This window comes from Rhizobium sp. L9 (genome assembly GCF_002531885.1).
Taxonomy (GTDB): domain Bacteria; phylum Pseudomonadota; class Alphaproteobacteria; order Rhizobiales; family Rhizobiaceae; genus Rhizobium.
In genome coordinates, this window is the sequence record NZ_NWSZ01000018.1 from 58851 (window position 1) to 76186 (window position 17336).

Genomic DNA, 17336 nt, shown 5'->3' on the forward strand with positions numbered 1-17336 from the left:
GAGCCTAAGAAGCGGCGCCGGCAAGCCTGTAAACGTCGGCTCTCTTCGAGACGCCGCGCAGCTCGAAAGCGCCGAGATAGTCGCAGGGCACAGCGCAGGTCGCTGCGAAGCTTTCCGACAGCAGCAGGGGCTGCTCAAGCGTTCCGCACAGCTTCTCGAGCCGCGACGCCTCGTTGACCGCCCTGCCGATCACGGTGAAGTCCAGCCGGCCTTGGGCGCCGACATTTCCGTAGAAAACCTCGCCGAGATGCAAGACGACATCAATCCCGATATCGGGGCCACCATAAAACGTCCGTTCGCGATTGAGCTCCTCGTTTGCCCTCAACAGGTTCTGTGCCGAAGCCAATGCGGCCTTGCAAGACATTTGCGGATCTTCGGCGTCCGTCGGAAAGATCGCCAGCACGCTATCGCCCATGAACTTGAGGATCTCGCCGGAATTTTCCTCGACGTGCCGGTCGATCAGCTCGAAGTGCTCGTTGAGAAAGCCAACGATCTCCCCCGGCTGATAGGCCTCGGTCAGCGCCGTGAAGTTGCGGAGGTCGGCAAGCAGGATGGCGGCGTCGATGGAGCCGCCCATTCCCCTGCGGGTTTCACCGGCAAGGATGCGCGCGCTCGTCCTGGCGCCGGTATAGACGGCGAGGATATCGGTCGCGGTCTTGGAAACCGCGACACGGTAAGCGGCAAGCCCCAGCGCTGGGAACAGTTCATCGATGATCGCCAGCTGATCATCTGAAAATCCGCCCCGAGCGTCACTCGTCAGAGAGAAACCGAGCCCGCGCAGCGCGACTTCCTTCGGGAACTCGAAAAGATTGACCACATGGTCCGTGCCGCCGGCAAGCGCAAATTGGTGGAGCTCGCCATAGTGGAGACCCTCGCCTTTCGCCAGGTTCCACCGCCCCGTCTTCTCACCGCGGTTCAGAAGAAAGAATATCGGCGTCTTCTCGAAGTTGCGCTCGGTCTCGCTGCCGTGCTCCGCATTCTCGAGAACGGTCTCACCGCCCCGCATGAAATTGGCCGCGATGCCGCGATACATAGGATGTAGGGACGGCATGCGGATGCTTGCCCGCCAGATCGGAAACCCGTCCGCGATCAGCCGTTCACACAGGCCGGCGACGAGATCGCCGATATGCTCGCTGGTGATTCCCTGCTCTATAACCCACTGAATATGATCTTTAATTTTGAAAACCTCCGCATGAGGTGGGGAACCAGGAATTGCGTCACCATCGAGGCCGGCGCCGGGAACAACAGGACAGGCGCCGAAAGGTCTATCGCACACACGACTTTTTAGCCTGCTTCGCATTACGATACTACTCCCGCGAGAATGATGTGATAGAGAATTGGATACACAGTATAGGTATGTGCCTGTGGCCCCCTCATCTGCTTGCCGGCATCTTCTCCCCGCGGGGGAGAAGGGTCTCGTGGCAGCGCCTCACTCCAATTTGAGACCATTACTGTAGGAAAACGATGGTCGGCGACTTGCTCCCTCTTCTCCCCAGCGGGAAGAGGTGGCCCGAAGGGTCGGATGAGGGAGCCACAAGGCACACTCTTCACTACCCTTGCGCTCAGCAAATTCTCCCGACCTCCAGCAACTCACCCAACCACCGCGCATCCAGGCAGCGCTCCAGTTCCCCTGCAACCTCGTCAAGCGCCCGCTCCACGCTCTCACGGTAGTTCCCCTGTCCGCCAGAAAGCCCGAAGCTCTCCAGCAGCCGGGCGCGGTAAGCGTCACTGCCGAACAGCCCGTGCAGATAGGTGCCCATGATCCGGCCGTCCGCCGAAACCGCTCCATCAGGGGCGCCGTCGATGATCGCGGAAGGCCTGACACAATCCGGGCCACGGGTGATGCCGAGATGGATCTGGTAGCCGGCAAGCGGCGCGTCATATTCGGTCGAGCGGGCATGGCTGTTGCGCACGGTCTTCTCCGGCGCCATCTCGGTCTCGACGTCGAGCAGCGCCAACCCCGGCGTCTCGCTCGTGCCGCCCTCGATGCCGCGCGGGTCATGCACCATACGACCGAGCATCTGGTAGCCACCGCAAATGCCGATCACCCGCCCGCCGCGCCGGACATGCGCCGCAAGATCGCGGTCCCAGCCTTGAACTCTGAAATCGGCGAGGTCTGCTATCGTCGATTTCGACCCTGGAAGAATGACGAGACCGGCATCGGCAGGCAACCGTTCGCCCCCTCGGACGAAGACCAGCTCGACATCCGCCTCCGCCCTCAGCGGATCGAGATCGTCGAAATTGGCAATGCGCGGCAGCATCGGCACGGCGATCTTCAGCGCCCCGGCCCCGCTCCTCGCAAGCCGTTCGAGCACGACCGAATCTTCGGCCGGCAGGCGCGTGGCAGCCTGCAGCCACGGCACGACGCCGAAGCAGGGCCAGCCGGTGAAGCCTTCGATCGCGCGAATCCCGTCATCGAAGAGCGAGACGTCGCCTCGGAACTTGTTGATGAGATAACCTGCGATCATCGCTCGATCGCCCTCATCGAGAATCGCCTGCGTGCCGACCAGCGAGGCGATGACGCCGCCGCGATTAATATCGCCGACGAGCACGACGGGCACGCCCGCCTTGGTCGCAAACCCCATATTGGCGATATCGCCGGTCCTAAGATTGATTTCCGCCGGCGAGCCGGCACCCTCGACGACGACGAGGTCGGCGCCGGCAGACACATTTTCGAAGCTTTCGAGCACGGCGCCGAGCAGTTGCGGCTTCAGCCGCTGGTAATCCCGCCCCTTCGCCTGCCCGAACACCCTGCCCTGCACGATGATCTGGCTGCCGTTTTCCGATTGCGGCTTGAGCAGCACCGGGTTCATGTGCACCGAAGAGGGCGTGCGTGCAGCCATCGACTGCAGCCACTGCGCCCGGCCGATCTCACCGCCGTCATCGGCGACCGCCGCGTTGTTCGACATATTCTGCGGCTTGAACGGCCGCACGGTGAGCCCGGCATTGGCCGCAAGCCGGCAGAGACCCGCCACCAGCACCGTCTTGCCGACATCCGAGCCGGTTCCCTGCAGCATGATCGCTCTTGCCATGGCGGCCGCCTTTCCCTGGGGCATCGCGCTTCCGAAAATCGGTTCAGATTTTCAGGCCGATGCACGAGCCCGAGGCCTACAATGGCCGCCGATCCCGGGTCAAGACTTCGACTATTCTCGCAAAAGCGCGAAAACCGCGCATGGCCTTGGCTCTGCGCGGTTTGCCGAAAACTCAGGCGTCTTCGCCCCTACACGGCGAAGCTCGCTTTCTCCGGTACGCACTACCTGAACCGGAGAAGCAGCGGTCGTTGCCGCCACGCCCCAACTGATAACGGCACATTCTTACCGGAGAGTTATTGAAGGCTTACGCAAAAGTTAATTTTGACTTTTTTTGATCTGCTCGGCGGTTTCCATCACCGTTGAGCCGGCGTTCGCAGACAGCGTCTCTCTTCGATCCGAGGAAATTTCAGCAGCGAACTATATTATTCGAATTCAATAATTTAGTACCGTAACCACGAGCAGAAGACGGTTGATTTCTGCGAACGAACGCGTAGGCTTCGACAAAATACGCCATTGAAATATGGTCTGCGACGCGTTGCCGGAGCCGGTCGGACGGCGCCCGTGAATGGGAAACGCCTGTTGCGGCATCGCCGCCTGGATAATCCCGGCAGCACGTTGCCCAAGAACAATTCGGGGAAGACGATGAAGACGCTTTTGATTTCGGCCGTCTTTGCCGCGGCTCTTTTTAGCGCGACCGCGCCGGCCGAAGCCGCCGAGTGCGGCAACGTTTCGATCGCCGAAATGAAATGGGCCTCGGCCGGCATTGCCGCAAACTTCGACAAGATCATCCTGGAAAAGGGCTACGGCTGCTCCGTCACCATCGTCGACGGCGACACCCTTCCGACCTTCACCTCGATGAACGAAAAAGGCACCCCCGATATCGCTTCGGAATACTGGATCAATTCCGTCAGGGCCCTGCTCGATCAGGCCGTCAACACCGGTCGGCTGGTGCAGGGCGCCGAGATACTCGCCGATGGCGCGGTCGAGGGCTGGTTTATCCCGAAATTCATTGCCGACGCCAATCCCGATATTCGCTCGGTCGAGGACGCGCTGAAGCACCCCGAGCTTTTCCCTGCCGAGGACGATCCGTCGAAAGGCGCGGTTTACAACTGTCCCGCCGACTGGAGTTGCCAGATATCGACCACCAACCTCTTCAAGGCCCTTGCCGCCGACAAGAAAGGCTTCGAACTTGTCGAAACCGGCAGTCCTCAGCGGCTCGACGCCTCGATCGCTCGGGCTTTCGACAAGAAGATCGGCTGGCTCGGTTATTACTGGGCGCCGACCGCCATCCTCGGCAAATACGACATGACGCGGCTGAGCTTCGGCGTCAGTCACAACAAGGCCGAATGGGACCGCTGCACCGCGGTTGCCGGCTGTATCAGGCCTGAGCTCAATTCCTATCCGGTCTCGCGCGCCTTCACGCTGATGACTAGGTCTTTCGCCAGCCGCGCCGGACCTGTCACGACCTATCTCAAGACCCGCAAATGGGACAATGAGACGATCAACCAAGTGCTCGCCTGGCAGGATGAAAATCGCGAAAGCAACGAGGATGCCGCGATCTATTTCCTGCGCAATTACGAGAACCTGTGGATGAAATGGGTGCCGGCCGATGTAGCCGAAAAAGTCAAAGCGAGCCTATAACGGCAGATGGCGCCAACGACCGGACGATTCGAATGACAGGCAACCTTCCCTTTCCCGACCGCGATACCGTTGCGGAAAAGCTCGCCGCGCTGTCGGAAGCCGGTAAATCATATCTGGCCCTGCTCATGGAAAATGCCGCCCAGGACGACAACCTGCTCGACGGCCTGCGACGCCATCTCGACCTTGCCGCGAAGTCGCATTTCCTGAACTCGCTGAAGCTTGAAAATCTCGGATTGTGGCTCGGGACCAAGGCGCCGCATCGCCTGCAGATTCGGCTGATGGAAACCGCTCGCTCAAGCCAGCATCCCGCCTACCAAGCCTTCCGGACCGGTCTTAGCCGATCCGGCGGCCTCGAAAAGGCATATCCTCCGGCGCCTTGATCCGGCCTCGGATGGCCTTTCAGTCCGGCAAAGCTGCCGGCCGATTACTTCCTCGCAGCCCGGTCGACCGAGCGGCCTGCATCCTGGGTGGCGTTGACGGCGTTCGCCGTATCTTTTCCCATACCGCGGATCGTATTGCCGCAGGAGGAAAGAGCAAGAAGAACCATGAAGGCTGCGGCAATTTTGGCCGTTGTCGTCATTTCGAATATCCTTGTTTGAAATCAACCCCGAACGGCACTCATGCCATCCGCGCCCCTAACGCACAAGTGGCGAAAAAGTTCACGGTTGAAAGACATCCTCAGGCGGCGACAGCCTTCGCTCTCTCGGCAAACGCGCTCCGGATGCTGTCGGCCACCGTCTCGATCGGTCCCGACATCTGCGAGGCGGTCAGCAGCCGGATATCGAAGGAGCCGAGCTCCGGCAGCCCTTCCTGCAGGCCGAGGATCGACATGTCCTCGCTGACATAGGAGAGCGGCAGCGGCGCGATGGCGAGATCGGAAAGCACGGCGGCGCGCTGCGCCATCGTGTGACCGCTGAGATAGGCGACGCGATAAGGCCGCTTGTTGCGTTCGAGCTGGGCAAGTGCCTCCTGCCGCCAGATGCAGCCATCCTCCCAGATCGAAATCGGCAGCGGATCGCGCCGATGCGCCGAGCCGCACCTTGCGCCGGCCCAGACCAGCCGCTCGCGAAACACCACTTCGCCACCGGTCGGAAACGGCCGAGTCGCGCAGTTGATCAGCGCCAGGTCGAGCCTCTGCTCTTCCATGCGCTTCTTCAGTCCGACGCTCATGTCGATCGTCACATCGACCATGATGCCGGGATAGCTCTCGGCGAAGCTCTTTAGGATTCTGGGCAGCAGCCGCTCGCCGATATCCTCCGGCGCGCCGAGCCGGACGACCCCGGTCAGTTCCGGCATGATGAAGCGCGACACCGCCTCGTTCGACAGCGCCAGGATGTTGCGGGCGTAAGAGAGCAGCATTTCGCCATGGCGCGTCAGCGACACCGAGCGGGCATCGCGTAAAAACAGCGTCGCTCCGAGCTGCTCCTCGAGCTTCTTGATCTGCATGGAGACCGCCGACGGCGTCCGGAAGACCGCTTCGGCGGCGGTGGAAAAATTGCCCGTCTCGGCGATGGCGACGAAGGTGCGCAACACATCGTTGTCAAGCAAAGGAATGGGACGGCGAAAGGGAAGGCTCATCGTCGCATCTTTCAATTTTTCTGATCTTTAACCGCATATCATTTTGTTTGATTGAATGTCAATCGCTCCCCATAGTCTACGCATCGGAACTGATGCAGCAAAGGAGGCTAGACATGGCGCAATCAAGCACCTGGAATATCCTACAGGCCGTTTCCGCATTCAAGACGCGCCGGCGTAGGGATGCGAATCACGAACATGCGCTCCGGGAATTGAAGCGATTTCCGTCGCACCTCTTGGCCGACTGCCAGCGTGAAATGGAGTCGCCGCTCCTTAACGTCGCTGCCCGACCAAAGCGGGGTCTGAGACTCGTGGAAACGCGCGCATAATGCGGATCTCTGGCTCGGTTCCGACAGGCGCCGGGCCGATCGCCTCACACGGCGATCGACTCACATCCCGCCTATCAGCTTGAAGGCGATAATCCACATCGTCGCAGCGACGAGCGTCTCGAGCATCCGCCAGGATGCCGGCTTGGAAAAGATCGGCCGCAGCCACGTCGCGCCATATCCGAGCGCAAAGAAAAATAGGAAGGAGCCGGTTACGGCGCCTGCGGCAAAGGAAGCCTGCTGCCCCGGATAGCGCGTCGATATCGTGCCGAGCAGCACGACCGTGTCGAGATAGACATGCGGATTAAGCCAGGTCAGCGCGAGACAAGTCGCAAGCGTCCGGGAAAAGCTTGCCGTGTCGGCTTCCGTAACTGTGAGCACAGCGGACGACCGTAAGGCGGAATAGAAGCTCTTGGCTCCGTACCAGGCCAGAAACGCGGCTCCCCCGTAGCGCATGACCGGATCGAGCCAAGGCAGCAATCGGGCGATCTGCCGGAGGCTGGTCACGCCGAGCATGATCAGCGCCGCGTCGGACAAGGCGCAGGTAAGGCAGACGGCGAAGATATGTTCACTACGCAGGCCCTGTCGAAGAATGAAGGCGTTCTGCGCGCCGATCGCGACGATCAAGCTGAGGCCCATCATTAGACCCGTGATATAAATTGAAAAATTCATCGTTTCGCCAACCGCTCTCAGCTTCGACAGAGTTGCGGTATCGCGTGAAGTTGGCTTAGTCTAATTAATCCCTCTTACCTTAGTTAAGCGAAACTAATCCATGCTCGACTATCCCGCTCTTCGCGCCGTTGCAACCGTCGTCCAGACCGGCAGCTTCGAAAGGGCGGCGACCGTGTTGAATGTGACGCCGTCGGCGGTGTCGCAGCGGGTGAAGCAGCTCGAAGAACGCCTCGGAGTCATCCTGATCGCCAGGGGCACCCCCTGTACGGCGACCGAAAAAGGGGAATGGCTCTGTCGTCACGTGGAGAATGTCGGCATGCTGGAGGTTGAGCTTTTCGGGGAGCTGCCGGCTCTCGTCGATCCCGACGAGCCACGCCAAAGGGTCACGCTACAGATCGCGACTAACGCCGACAGCCTCGGAACATGGTTTGTGGAGGCCATGTCGAATTTCTCCAAGACCTCGTCCTATCTGTTGAATGTCGCCGTCGACGATCAGGATCACACCGCCGAATGGCTGCAGCGGGGACGGGTGATCGCAGCCGTCACCAGTCTGGAGAAGCCGATCCGGGGATGCCGGCGCTTCGCCCTTGGAACTCTCCGTTACAACGCCACCGCGACACCCGATTTTGTCGCCCGCCACTTCCCGGACGGCGTGACATCGGAGGCGATCCGCAACGCTCCGGCCCTGACCTTCAATCAAAAGGACAGGCTTCAGAGCAGCTGGGTAAGGCAAACCTTCAGCCAAGATCTGGACTACCCCACACATTGGCTGCCCTCGCCGCAAAGCTTCGTCGAAGCCACTCTTTCCGGAATGGGATGGGGAATGAACCCGACCCAGCTCACCCGCGATCATCTCGCATCGGGGCGGCTCGTCGAACTTGTTGCCGACACGCCGCTGGACGTCCCACTCTACTGGCAGATAAACCGCCTCGCCGCCGACCGCCTGGCGGAGTTGACGCGCGAGGTCGTCGCCGTGGCGAAGCGTCGGCTTTAATGACCGTCAAGATACCTCTTCTCCAGGCTCCACCCCGGCAGAGGGATTTAGTCGGTCGGAACGATCACACGTAGGCCGTGCGGCTGCCGAACTCGCTGGTCCTTCGTACCGATCCGCTCGCTCTCGCCGGAGAATTCGGCGGCGTCTCCGAACTCCGCAAACTTTGCCGATCTTCTCTAGGAGATGGCGACAATCTCCAGCTCCTGGCCGCCTGTCTCCACCACATCGCCGACAGCCTTGCCCATCAGCAGCTGCGCCACCGGAGAGACGTAGGAAATCGATCCCGCCTTGGGATCTGCTTCGTCTTCTCCAACGAGCCGATAAGTCTGCACGCGTCCATCGTCGCGGCTGAAAGTGACCGTATTGCCAAAGGCAACCACGTCGGCTGACGTAGGGTTAGGCATCAGCTGGGCGGTGCGAAGTCTGGCCGATAAGTATCGGAGATCACGTACAGGATTGGCAGCCTGCCGCCGCCGCTCATTTACGTCTTCGATGGCGCTCGTCGCATCATAGGCCGCGCGCGCCTGCTGAAACTGCAATTCGAGAGCCCTCAATCCCGCTTCCGTGACGAGGTCGGGATGCGGCGAAATTGGCCGGTCCGGCAACAGGGTTTCCGAAGCGGTTTCGAAACTCTCTTCCTTGGTGAAGGCAACAGCCAATCGATGTCTCCGTTTTAGACGCAACGCACTCTTATGATTGGTGGGGGAATTGCCCCGCCGGAACCATACACCGATGACCGACAAACCGCCAATCTTGCCCTGTTGCAAACGTCAACGCTCCTGGCGTTCCGGGAACGTCCTGGCCGACATTGCGTTTATCTCAACCGATGCACTGTAGCCCAGGAGGAACGAATGCTCGGCCGGCAGCGAAAGAGCGGCAACACAGTCGGGATCGGGCCATGCCTTCATTCCTGACGGAAGCGATGCCGCTCACGCCAAGCTGGTGGGAGATCGCCTTACGGATCATATTAACGGTGATCGCAGGCGGACTGATTGGCCTCGATCGCGAGCGCGGCGGTCACGCGGCGGGCTTCAGGACTACGATCCTGGTGGCTCTTGCCGCCTGCCTGGCGATGATCCAGGCAAACCTCCTTCTATCGACGTACGGAAAAACCCTTAGTTATTTCACTCAGATGGACGTGCTGCGCTTTCCCCTCGGCGTGCTGACGGGCGTCGGCTTCATCGGCGGCGGCGCCATCCTGAGGCGTGGAGACACGATGACCGGCGTCACCACGGCCGCGACCATGTGGTTCATGACCGTCGTCGGTCTCTGTTTCGGCGGCGGCCAGATTCTGACCGGAACGGCAGCGACCGCGGTCGCCTTCATTATCTTGTCGCCGATGAAGCAGCTGGACATGTGGCTGCGTTGCGAACAGAAAGCAACACTCGTCATTCACAGCTCCGAAGCCGAGTTGCCGGAACTGTCGGAGGTGCTTGGACCGTTCGGTTGCGCTGCCCAATTCGTTTCTTTTGGGAAGACCAGCGAGGGCCGCCCTGGCGTCACGTTCGAGCTGCGATGGATGGCCAAAGACCGTGACGGCTCCGCCCGCGCGATTTTCGATGCACTTTCAGAGGCCTATGACGTCGCAGGATTTTCGATGCTTTCGACCACGACATAGGTCTCGCGGGGTCTTGAACGATCATCTGGAGACATGCTCGGGTTTGCCCTTGGTCTTGGTCGACGCGAATTCCTCGAGCTGTTTTTCACTCATGGATTTTTCCATCTGCTTCGAAGCGCCCCTGAGTTCCTTCTTCGGCGTCTCTCCGCGTTTGGCTGAAAGTGCGGCACCTGCCGCTTTCTGCTGGGCCTTGGATTTGGCTGGCATTTCGATCTCCTCTCGTCCGGACGAGGAATGAGGCCCCTTGCAGGAGGAGGCCGCAGTCTAAGCCGCTGCCTCTCACTCCTCAATTGATGGTGGCCCACTGGCTGCGGACGTCCCGGGCATTCTTCGACAGGTGAACATGGGCGTCGACGTGATCGACCCAATCGAGCGGAATCAGATGATGTTTGCCGTCCTCCGAGTCGGTTTTCGTCAACTTGATGCGGGTCGGACCGTCAAGCTCATCCACCGTTCCGACGTGAGTGCCGTCGGCAGCCCGCACTTCCATGTGTTCACGGATCTGATCTGCGGAAATCATCGTTTCCTCCTTGCATCATTGGCAGTTACCAAGCGGCAACGACGTGGGAGGGACATGGTTCCAAAGCTTTTTGCAGCACGCTCACCGACATGAGCACGGCTTTCTATGGGCGATCGACATTCGACTTAAGAGCGGCCTGATGCAGCCGGTTTGCTTCCCTCTGCCGGCGGCCACAGAGTCGTCGATAGGAGCAGCGCATCGATCAAGGCTGCCGCGACATAGGCAATACGGCTCGCCAGGGAGTTCGCGGCGCTGCCCGGCAGCGGAGATACCCTCATACCGAACAGGATAAGGAATATCCAGGACGCCCGCGAACACGCGAGCGTCCTTCGAGGGAGCGGCAGCGCGCCCTCCGACGAGCAGGGCGACGACCAGCAGAAGTAGGAAAATGGAGAGAAGGCTTAGGCGCAGCGATAGCGCGGCATATGCAACGGGGCCAGCACGCCGCTGAAGAGATTGACGAACACCAGTCCGATCGCCGCCAGTTGGCTGTGGCTCGGCATGTCCGCTCCGTTGGGGTTATCGGGAATGAGGGGCAAGGCCCGAACGCTCAGCGCCGTGCTATGCCGTTGTGCATCTCTTTAAGAAGATTAGGCGCCGTTCGTCGCTAAGACCTATGACAAGTTCATAAATCCGTGACGCTGGCCTCGCCGCCGACACGCAGCGAGATATTCGATTATGAACCTAGAGTGTAGCGCATGCCGCTTCGCAAGGTCGCCAGCTGTCCTCTTTCCCAACAGTGCGAGCCATGGGCCATTGTTGGAAGGCGCTGAGATCGTTCAATCTCCTTGATGCTATCCATAAGCTCTATTCGTTTGAATGATGAGTTCCCGACGCCCATATTAACTGCGTGGACATGGACGATCCTCCCATCGACGACCATGCCGCTGACTTAGGAAAGGAACTGAATAATGACCACGCTCACCTATCGGGGTGGTGGCAAGACCCTCCCCTCCGGCGAAGGCCGCTTCGATCTGGGCCACTACGCCCATAAGCTCGTGCTTGCCTGGACGCGCTGGCGGACCGCCCGTGAAATTGAAGCCATGCCGTTTGACGTCCGCAAGGATATCGGCTGGCCGAGCACCGACGACAGCAAACACCGGACCATGTAATGAATGCGACATTCCTCCTGAGATGAGGGCGGCGTCTGCCTCGCGCAACGCCGCCTTTTTCGTGCCCGCTGTGCAGTGCCCCGCCGTCTTCAGTCTCGAATTTCAGCCGTCTGTGAGCCTTCTTTCTGCCCCGACCGGCGATGTGACCGATCAAATTCCGGTCAATGTCGCATATTTGCTCTTCTCGGCCGCATTTTTCCATGCCACTGTCGCTTTTAGGACATCGGCGCGACGCATTCCGCGCAACGAATATGTCATCGCCCCTCGAGCATGGATTTCGCTATGAACAGGATGCAGATCAAGAAGCGCTCACTGGTCTTCTTTATGGTACCGCAATTCACCATGCTGCCCTTTTCGGCAGCGGTGGACACCTTGCGCATCGCCAACCGCATGCTCGGCTATCAGGCCTATACCTGGCGGCTTGCCTCGGTCGACGGAGAAAAGGTCTATTCCTCCTGCGGCATCGGCATCGAGGCGAATTCCTCGCTCGCCGAGGAACGCCGGCATCTCGGCGGCGAAAACCGTCCCGGCATGGTGCTCGTCTGTTCCGGCATCGATATCGAGGAATTCAACAACAAATCCGTCAATGCCTGGCTACGCGAATGCTACAATCGCGGCGTCGCCGTCGGCAGCCTCTGTACGGGCGCGCATGTGCTTGCGCAGGCCGGTCTTCTGAACGGCAAGCGCTGCGCCATCCACTGGGAGAACTTGCCCGGCTTTTCCGAAGCCTTTCCGCAGGCGGAGGTCTATGCCGATCTCTACGAGGTCGACGGCAATCTCTATACCTGCGCCGGCGGCACCGCCTCGCTCGATATGATGCTGAACCTGATCGGTGAGGATTTCGGCGAAAGCCTGGTCAATCGCATCTGCGAACAGCACCTGACCGACCGCGTGCGCAACCCGCACGACCGCCAGCGCCTGCCGCTGCGCGCCCGCCTCGGTGTGCAGAACGCCAAGGTCCTGTCGATCATCGAGCTGATGGAAGGCAATCTCGCCGAGCCGCTGTCGCTGATCGAGATCGCCGATGGCGCCGGCCTCTCCCGACGCCAGATCGAACGGCTGTTCCGCCAGGAGATGGGCCGTTCGCCGGCCCGCTATTATCTCGAAATCCGACTTGACCGTGCGCGCCACCTGCTGGTTCAGTCCTCGATGCCGGTTGTCGAGGTCGCCGTCGCCTGCGGCTTCGTCTCGGCCTCGCATTTCTCCAAGTGTTATCGCGAACTCTACCACCGCTCGCCGCAGCAGGAACGCGCCGAGCGCAAGATGACCATGGCAACGGCAAGGCAGGCCGTTGCGGCGTGAGGCTGATGACGCCGAGTAAGCGCAAGCAACCTACTGCGCCGCCTCCTCCGTCATCTTGGCGTCGGAATAGACCTGGTTGCGGCCGCGATGCTTGGCCATGTAGAGGAACTGGTCGGCGGCGTTGAGGTAATTTTCGAAGGTTTCGTAACTGCCAATTTCGGCAATCCCGATCGAGATGGTGACGCCGAGTTCCTCGTCGTCGGCCGTTACCTTCAGCCGCGAAATATCCGAGCGGATCTCGTCGCAGAGCTTGGTGGCGGCGGCCGAATCCATCTGCGGGAACAGGATGGCGAACTCCTCGCCGCCGAGGCGCGAGAGCAGGTTGTCGCTGCCATCGAAGATCGTGAACAGCCTGTTTGCAACCGCCTTCAGCACCTTGTCACCGATCTCGTGGCCGTATGTGTCGTTCAGCCGTTTGAAATGGTCGATATCAAGAATGGCGACCGAGCTTGGCACTTTCAACCGCAGGCATTCGTTCACCAGCTTCGGACCATTGTCGTAGAAATAGCGGCGGTTATAAAGGCCGGTGAGATAGTCGCAGGCTGCAGCGGCCCTCAACTGGCGCATCTGCGCCAGTGTTTCCGCATTGTTGGCGATGCGGCATTGAAGCTCCTCGGCCACGAAGGGCCGATAGACGAAATCGCTGGCGCCGGCTTTCAGGAAACTCGCGGACAGCATACGATCGTTGGAGGAGGAGACGCCGATGACGCGTAACCGGTCTGAACCGAAGCGATGGCGGATGCGCCGCGTCAGCTCGTAACCGCTCATGTCGGGCATGTGATGATCGGTGACGACGAGTTCAATATCGCTATAGGCTTCGAGCGCCGCCAGCGCCTCGAGCCCCGAGCTTGCCTCGACGACCAGATATTGCTGTGCCTTCAGGAGATCAACGAGAACCTGGCGTACCGAGACCACATCGTCGACGACGAGCACCCGGGTTTTGCGGTTGGAGATCGCGCGGCGGACGGTGGCGACCAGATTGTCGAGCGCGAACTCATTGTCTTTCAGCACGTAATCGATGACATTGCGCTCCATGATCTTGTTGCGCGTGTTGAGATCGAACGTGGCGGTGAAGACGATTGCTGGAATATCGTGCTCGATCGTACAGTCGAGCGCCTCGCCATAGGGCGAATCCGGCAGGTTGAGATCAACGACGGCCATGGTGTAGCCGTGACCATCTTCGGCAAGTTCCCTGCGAAGCGCTTTCAGCGACGAGCAGGATTTGACGGCAAGGCCAAGTTCCGTCTGGAACCGATGACAAAGCACGGCGGAAAACATCCGGGAATCTTCAACCAGAAGTATCTTGAGCCCGCCGGAACGCAGCCCAAGACCATCCCGCTGAAAATCCGCCTGAAAAGCCACAGCCGCTACTCCCCCATGCGCCTGACGAGCTCGACTCGGCCCTGCCTACGGCGCGGCGAACGATAACCGAGCCCCTCGTCCACGTGAAGGGGACAAATACTAGGGTTACCTGTAATTGCAAAAATCCGGCGCCCTGCAGCGGCCATCGCCACGGGCTTCATCTCAACCCTGATCCTGGAAGAGCCATCAGGCAACTGCCCGCTCCTTGCGCATGGACTGGATCTGCAGCAGCGTGTCGAGATTTTGGTTGACGCGGCAGTAGAACTCCTCGTCGATGAAGGGACGCAGCATGAAATCGTTGCCGCCGGCCTTCAGAAACCGCGCCGAAAGCAGCCGGTTCGAGGACGAGGAAACACCGATGATGCGCAATTCGTGCGAGCCGATATGGGCCCGGATGCGCCGCGTCAGTTCGAAGCCGTCGATATCGGGCATATTGTAATCGGTGATCATCAGGCCGATGTCGCGATTGGACTTCAGGATCTCCAGCGCCTTGGCGCCATTTTCGGCGGTGCTCACTCGGAAACTATAGCGCTTCAGCCGGCTCGACAGCAGGGCGCGCGCCGTCGCGCTGTCGTCGACGATCAGCACGTGATGGCGATGATTGGTCAGGAACCGGCAGATCGACTCCGCCAGAAGGTCGACGGCGAAAATATTGTCCTTGAGGATGTAGTCGACAATATCCTTGGCGATCAGCTTGTCGCGCATGCCCTCATGGAAGGTGCCGGTAAAGACGATGGTCGGGATGGAAAGATCGACCAGATATTCAAGCGCTTCGCCGTTTTCGGCACCGGGCAGGTTGATGTTCGAAATCGCCAGCGTGATGGGATCGGACGATTTGTCGTAGGAAAACTGCAGATCCTCGAAGTTACGGCAGATCTCCACATCAATGTCGAACAACTCCTTGAGGCGCTTGCTGATCATCGAGGTGAATACGTTTGAATCTTCCGCGACGATAATACGCGCGTCGGCAAACATCTCTCCGGAATATTGCATCCCCGAAATACCCAAAAACGCCATGGTAAACCTCTAAATTAAGAACTGTCCCCAGCCCGAACTGATACATCAATTGATTTGACTAATTATTAATCGGCACGGCGCGATATAAAACGAAGAAGCGGCCCGGTGAGGTCACCCCTTTGTTGACAAAGTCTCCTCCGGTCATGCTCGGCCTAGTCCCGAGCATCTGGCCACAGCGATTGCTTGACGGAAAACATTTACTCTCAGACACTTAATGGATGTGAGACAGATCCTCGAGAGGACCGAGGATGACGCCCTGGGTTCTGCGCGTCACCAGCCTTGACCGCCGATGAGCCGCATCCAATTTCTTGCAGATATGATTGAGGATCAATGCGGCAGCGCGGGATATGGGTACTGGTCGTGCGCGTGAAAGGCCCACCCCGCCCCGTCGCGCTGGCAGCACGCGGTCAAAGCGATTATAACAGGTTACCGACCGTTCCGCCGAAGAGGTCCGCCCATGACCAAACCCGACCCGGTGATCGAATGGCTTCTCGATTCCGACCCCTCGATCCGCTGGCAGGTGATGTGCGACTTGCTTGACGCCCCGCAGCCGGAATGGATGGCAGAGCGAGCCAAAGTGGAGACCGAAGGCTGGGGCGCAAAGCTCCTCTCCTTTCAGGACGACGATGGACAATGGGCAGGCGGCGCCTTTCTACCGGCCGATTTCGATCCTCGTGAGTGGCGCGAGCACGGCCAGCCCTGGACGGCCACGACATTTTCGCTGTCGCAACTGCGAGAGTTCGGCTTCGACCCGTCATCGGAACGGGCCAGACGCACAGTCGCATTGCTCGGTGCCAGCGCCCACTGGGAAGAAGGCGGCCAGCCTTACTGGGAGGGTGAAGTCGAGGAATGCATCAACGGCCGGACCGTCGCAGACGGCGCCTATTTCGGCATCGACGTCTCCCGCATCGTGGAGAGGCTCACCGGCGAGCGCCTCGACGACAGCGGCTGGAACTGCGAACGAGTCCGCGGTTCCCTTCGCTCCTCTTTCGCCAGCACGATCAACGTGCTGGAAGGCTTGCTCGAATTCGAAAGATCGACGGGCGGCACGCCCCAGTCTCGCGAGGCGCGCAGCACCGGCGAGAAGTTCCTGCTCGAACGCAATCTCTTCCGCCGCCTCGGCACCGGCGAACCGGCGGACGAACGCTTCCTGCGCTTCCTCCACCCCAATCGCTGGCGCTACGACATCCTGCGTGCGCTCTATTATTTCCGCTCAAGCGCCATGTTGACCGGCGCCGATCCTGATCCGCGTCTCGGCGAGGCGATCGGCCACCTTCGCTCAAGGCGCTCGAACGACGGCCGATGGCTGCTGGACTGGACCCTGCCCGGGCGCGTCTGGTTCCATGTCAACGAGGCTCAAGGTCAGCCGTCGCGCTGGATCACACTGCGGGCGATGCGGGTGCTCAGATGGTGGGATAGGCAGGCATCAGTCAGACACTGACGGCAAACCCAGCGAACGCAGGAAGCGCCTCGATCTGCAGCAATTCCCAACGTATCACACGGTGAAGCGGACGACGCCGACATTAAATCGGCGAGTTCCATCTACATACCGGCGCTCAGTCATGAAATCTTCACATCGCCCGCGCGAAGTCTCATGCATTCTATGCACAGCAGCCGCTCCCTGCCGCTGCCGGTCCGCAGCAAGCCGCCGCTCTCTTGTTTTCTTCCGCCAGCCAGCGGTCGCGGGGCTTACAGCTTGCCGGCCGCGGCGACAACTCGACATGCACTGCGCCGGCCCGCGATACCGGCATCGCCGCGCAATAAAGCTGAATCGGCCCCACGCCGTCGCTGACCTCGAGGGTCAATTTGGCTGAACAGTCGAGTTGAACATGCTCCGTCACCTTGCGGATGATGGAGTAAAACTTGCCGGCCGGCAGGTGAGTGCGGTCGCCTTCCTCGATATCTAACAGCTGGATGAATATCTCAGTCCATGCCTCGGGATTGGCGCCGCAATCGAGGCCCGAGAATTGGCCCGCCTTGACCTCGGTGATATGATAGCCCGGCCTCATCGGCCGGCCGTCGTAATAGAAAACCAGTGGCGCGTCCTTGTCGCCGGCGAGCGCAGTGAGCAACAGGCCGAGATTGATGTCCTCAGCACGAACTTTCGAGTTGTCGATCGCGTTCATTTGCGCTAATCCTCGTTTCAATTATTCTAGGATTATTAA

Annotated in this window: 19 protein-coding genes and 1 pseudogene; 8 read left to right on the forward strand and 12 right to left on the reverse strand. The window is 60.1% G+C overall.

Going from position 1 to position 17336, the window contains the following annotated elements:
- Positions 1-4: 4 nt before the first annotated feature.
- A complete protein-coding gene (locus CO660_RS18695; RefSeq protein ID WP_348627646.1) occupies positions 5-1213 on the reverse strand; it encodes an adenylate/guanylate cyclase domain-containing protein in 1209 nt (402 codons plus the stop codon).
- A 349-nt stretch (positions 1214-1562) separates the two neighbouring features.
- Entirely contained in the window at positions 1563-3032 is a 1470-nt protein-coding gene (locus CO660_RS18700) for a cobyric acid synthase (RefSeq protein ID WP_097600088.1), read from the reverse strand.
- Between the two features lie 642 nt (positions 3033-3674).
- Here CO660_RS18700 and CO660_RS18705 point away from each other — a divergent pair.
- Positions 3675-4673 carry a glycine betaine ABC transporter substrate-binding protein gene (locus CO660_RS18705; protein WP_097600089.1) on the forward strand — a complete coding sequence of 333 codons (999 nt, stop codon included), beginning with the start codon at positions 3675-3677 and terminating at the stop codon, positions 4671-4673.
- Between the two features lie 32 nt (positions 4674-4705).
- Positions 4706-5053 (forward strand): hypothetical protein, encoded by a 348-nt coding sequence (locus CO660_RS18710; RefSeq protein WP_097599987.1) that lies wholly within the window; start codon positions 4706-4708, stop codon positions 5051-5053.
- A 44-nt stretch (positions 5054-5097) separates the two neighbouring features.
- On the opposite strand, the gene CO660_RS18715 is transcribed toward CO660_RS18710, so the two are convergent.
- On the reverse strand, positions 5098-5253 hold the full coding sequence (locus CO660_RS18715) for an entericidin A/B family lipoprotein (protein ID WP_011425752.1): 156 nt from the start codon (positions 5251-5253) through the stop codon (positions 5098-5100).
- A 98-nt stretch (positions 5254-5351) separates the two neighbouring features.
- Positions 5352-6251 carry a LysR family transcriptional regulator gene (locus CO660_RS18720; protein WP_085778489.1) on the reverse strand — a complete coding sequence of 300 codons (900 nt, stop codon included), beginning with the start codon at positions 6249-6251 and terminating at the stop codon, positions 5352-5354.
- Positions 6252-6364: 113 nt separating this feature from the next.
- On the opposite strand from CO660_RS18720, the gene CO660_RS33875 reads away from it, so the two are divergent.
- Positions 6365-6577: a hypothetical protein gene (locus CO660_RS33875; RefSeq protein ID WP_097599988.1), complete on the forward strand. Its 213-nt coding sequence runs from the start codon at positions 6365-6367 to the stop codon at positions 6575-6577.
- Between the two features lie 60 nt (positions 6578-6637).
- Here the strand turns inward: CO660_RS33875 and CO660_RS18730 are convergent, their stop codons facing one another.
- Complete coding sequence (locus tag CO660_RS18730) at positions 6638-7246, reverse strand: LysE/ArgO family amino acid transporter (protein ID WP_097599989.1); 609 nt, start codon at positions 7244-7246, stop codon at positions 6638-6640.
- Positions 7247-7346: 100 nt separating this feature from the next.
- On the opposite strand from CO660_RS18730, the gene CO660_RS18735 reads away from it, so the two are divergent.
- A complete protein-coding gene (locus CO660_RS18735; RefSeq protein ID WP_097599990.1) occupies positions 7347-8240 on the forward strand; it encodes a LysR family transcriptional regulator ArgP in 894 nt (297 codons plus the stop codon).
- Between the two features lie 176 nt (positions 8241-8416).
- Here the strand turns inward: CO660_RS18735 and greA are convergent, their stop codons facing one another.
- Positions 8417-8899, reverse strand: coding sequence for a transcription elongation factor GreA (gene greA / locus CO660_RS18740; RefSeq protein ID WP_097599991.1), 483 nt, complete (start codon positions 8897-8899; stop codon positions 8417-8419).
- A 239-nt stretch (positions 8900-9138) separates the two neighbouring features.
- On the opposite strand from greA, the gene CO660_RS18745 reads away from it, so the two are divergent.
- Entirely contained in the window at positions 9139-9858 is a 720-nt protein-coding gene (locus CO660_RS18745) for an MgtC/SapB family protein (protein ID WP_097599992.1), read from the forward strand.
- Positions 9859-9879: 21 nt separating this feature from the next.
- On the opposite strand, the gene CO660_RS18750 is transcribed toward CO660_RS18745, so the two are convergent.
- The 3 genes and pseudogenes from CO660_RS18750 to CO660_RS34485 all read right to left on the reverse strand — a co-directional run.
- The gene (locus tag CO660_RS18750; protein WP_097599993.1) at positions 9880-10065 is read right to left on the reverse strand and encodes a DUF3008 family protein; all 186 of its coding nucleotides are present in this window, start codon (positions 10063-10065) and stop codon (positions 9880-9882) included.
- 79 nt (positions 10066-10144) lie between these two features.
- Complete coding sequence (locus CO660_RS18755) at positions 10145-10378, reverse strand: DUF2171 domain-containing protein (RefSeq protein ID WP_097599994.1); 234 nt, start codon at positions 10376-10378, stop codon at positions 10145-10147.
- Between the two features lie 125 nt (positions 10379-10503).
- Positions 10504-10857 (reverse strand): annotated as a pseudogene (locus CO660_RS34485) (hypothetical protein); the annotation flags it as partial.
- 432 nt (positions 10858-11289) lie between these two features.
- Between CO660_RS34485 and CO660_RS18765 the strand changes: the two are divergent.
- Positions 11290-11490 (forward strand): hypothetical protein, encoded by a 201-nt coding sequence (locus CO660_RS18765; RefSeq protein ID WP_085778497.1) that lies wholly within the window; start codon positions 11290-11292, stop codon positions 11488-11490.
- A gap of 282 nt (positions 11491-11772) precedes the next feature.
- On the forward strand, positions 11773-12792 hold the full coding sequence (locus CO660_RS18770; protein WP_041678677.1) for a GlxA family transcriptional regulator: 1020 nt from the start codon (positions 11773-11775) through the stop codon (positions 12790-12792).
- A 30-nt stretch (positions 12793-12822) separates the two neighbouring features.
- Here CO660_RS18770 and CO660_RS18775 read toward each other — a convergent pair whose 3' ends face one another.
- Both CO660_RS18775 and CO660_RS18780 read right to left on the reverse strand, forming a co-directional pair.
- Positions 12823-14154, reverse strand: a complete 1332-nt coding sequence (locus CO660_RS18775; protein ID WP_097599995.1) for a diguanylate cyclase — start codon at positions 14152-14154, stop codon at positions 12823-12825.
- A 186-nt stretch (positions 14155-14340) separates the two neighbouring features.
- Entirely contained in the window at positions 14341-15171 is an 831-nt protein-coding gene (locus CO660_RS18780) for a response regulator (protein WP_097599996.1), read from the reverse strand.
- A gap of 457 nt (positions 15172-15628) precedes the next feature.
- Between CO660_RS18780 and CO660_RS18785 the strand changes: the two genes are divergently transcribed.
- On the forward strand, positions 15629-16612 hold the full coding sequence (locus tag CO660_RS18785; RefSeq protein ID WP_097599997.1) for a squalene cyclase: 984 nt from the start codon (positions 15629-15631) through the stop codon (positions 16610-16612).
- Positions 16613-16772: 160 nt separating this feature from the next.
- On the opposite strand, the gene CO660_RS18790 is transcribed toward CO660_RS18785, so the two are convergent.
- On the reverse strand, positions 16773-17297 hold the full coding sequence (locus CO660_RS18790; RefSeq protein ID WP_097599998.1) for a DUF6428 family protein: 525 nt from the start codon (positions 17295-17297) through the stop codon (positions 16773-16775).
- Positions 17298-17336: the final 39 nt, after the last annotated feature.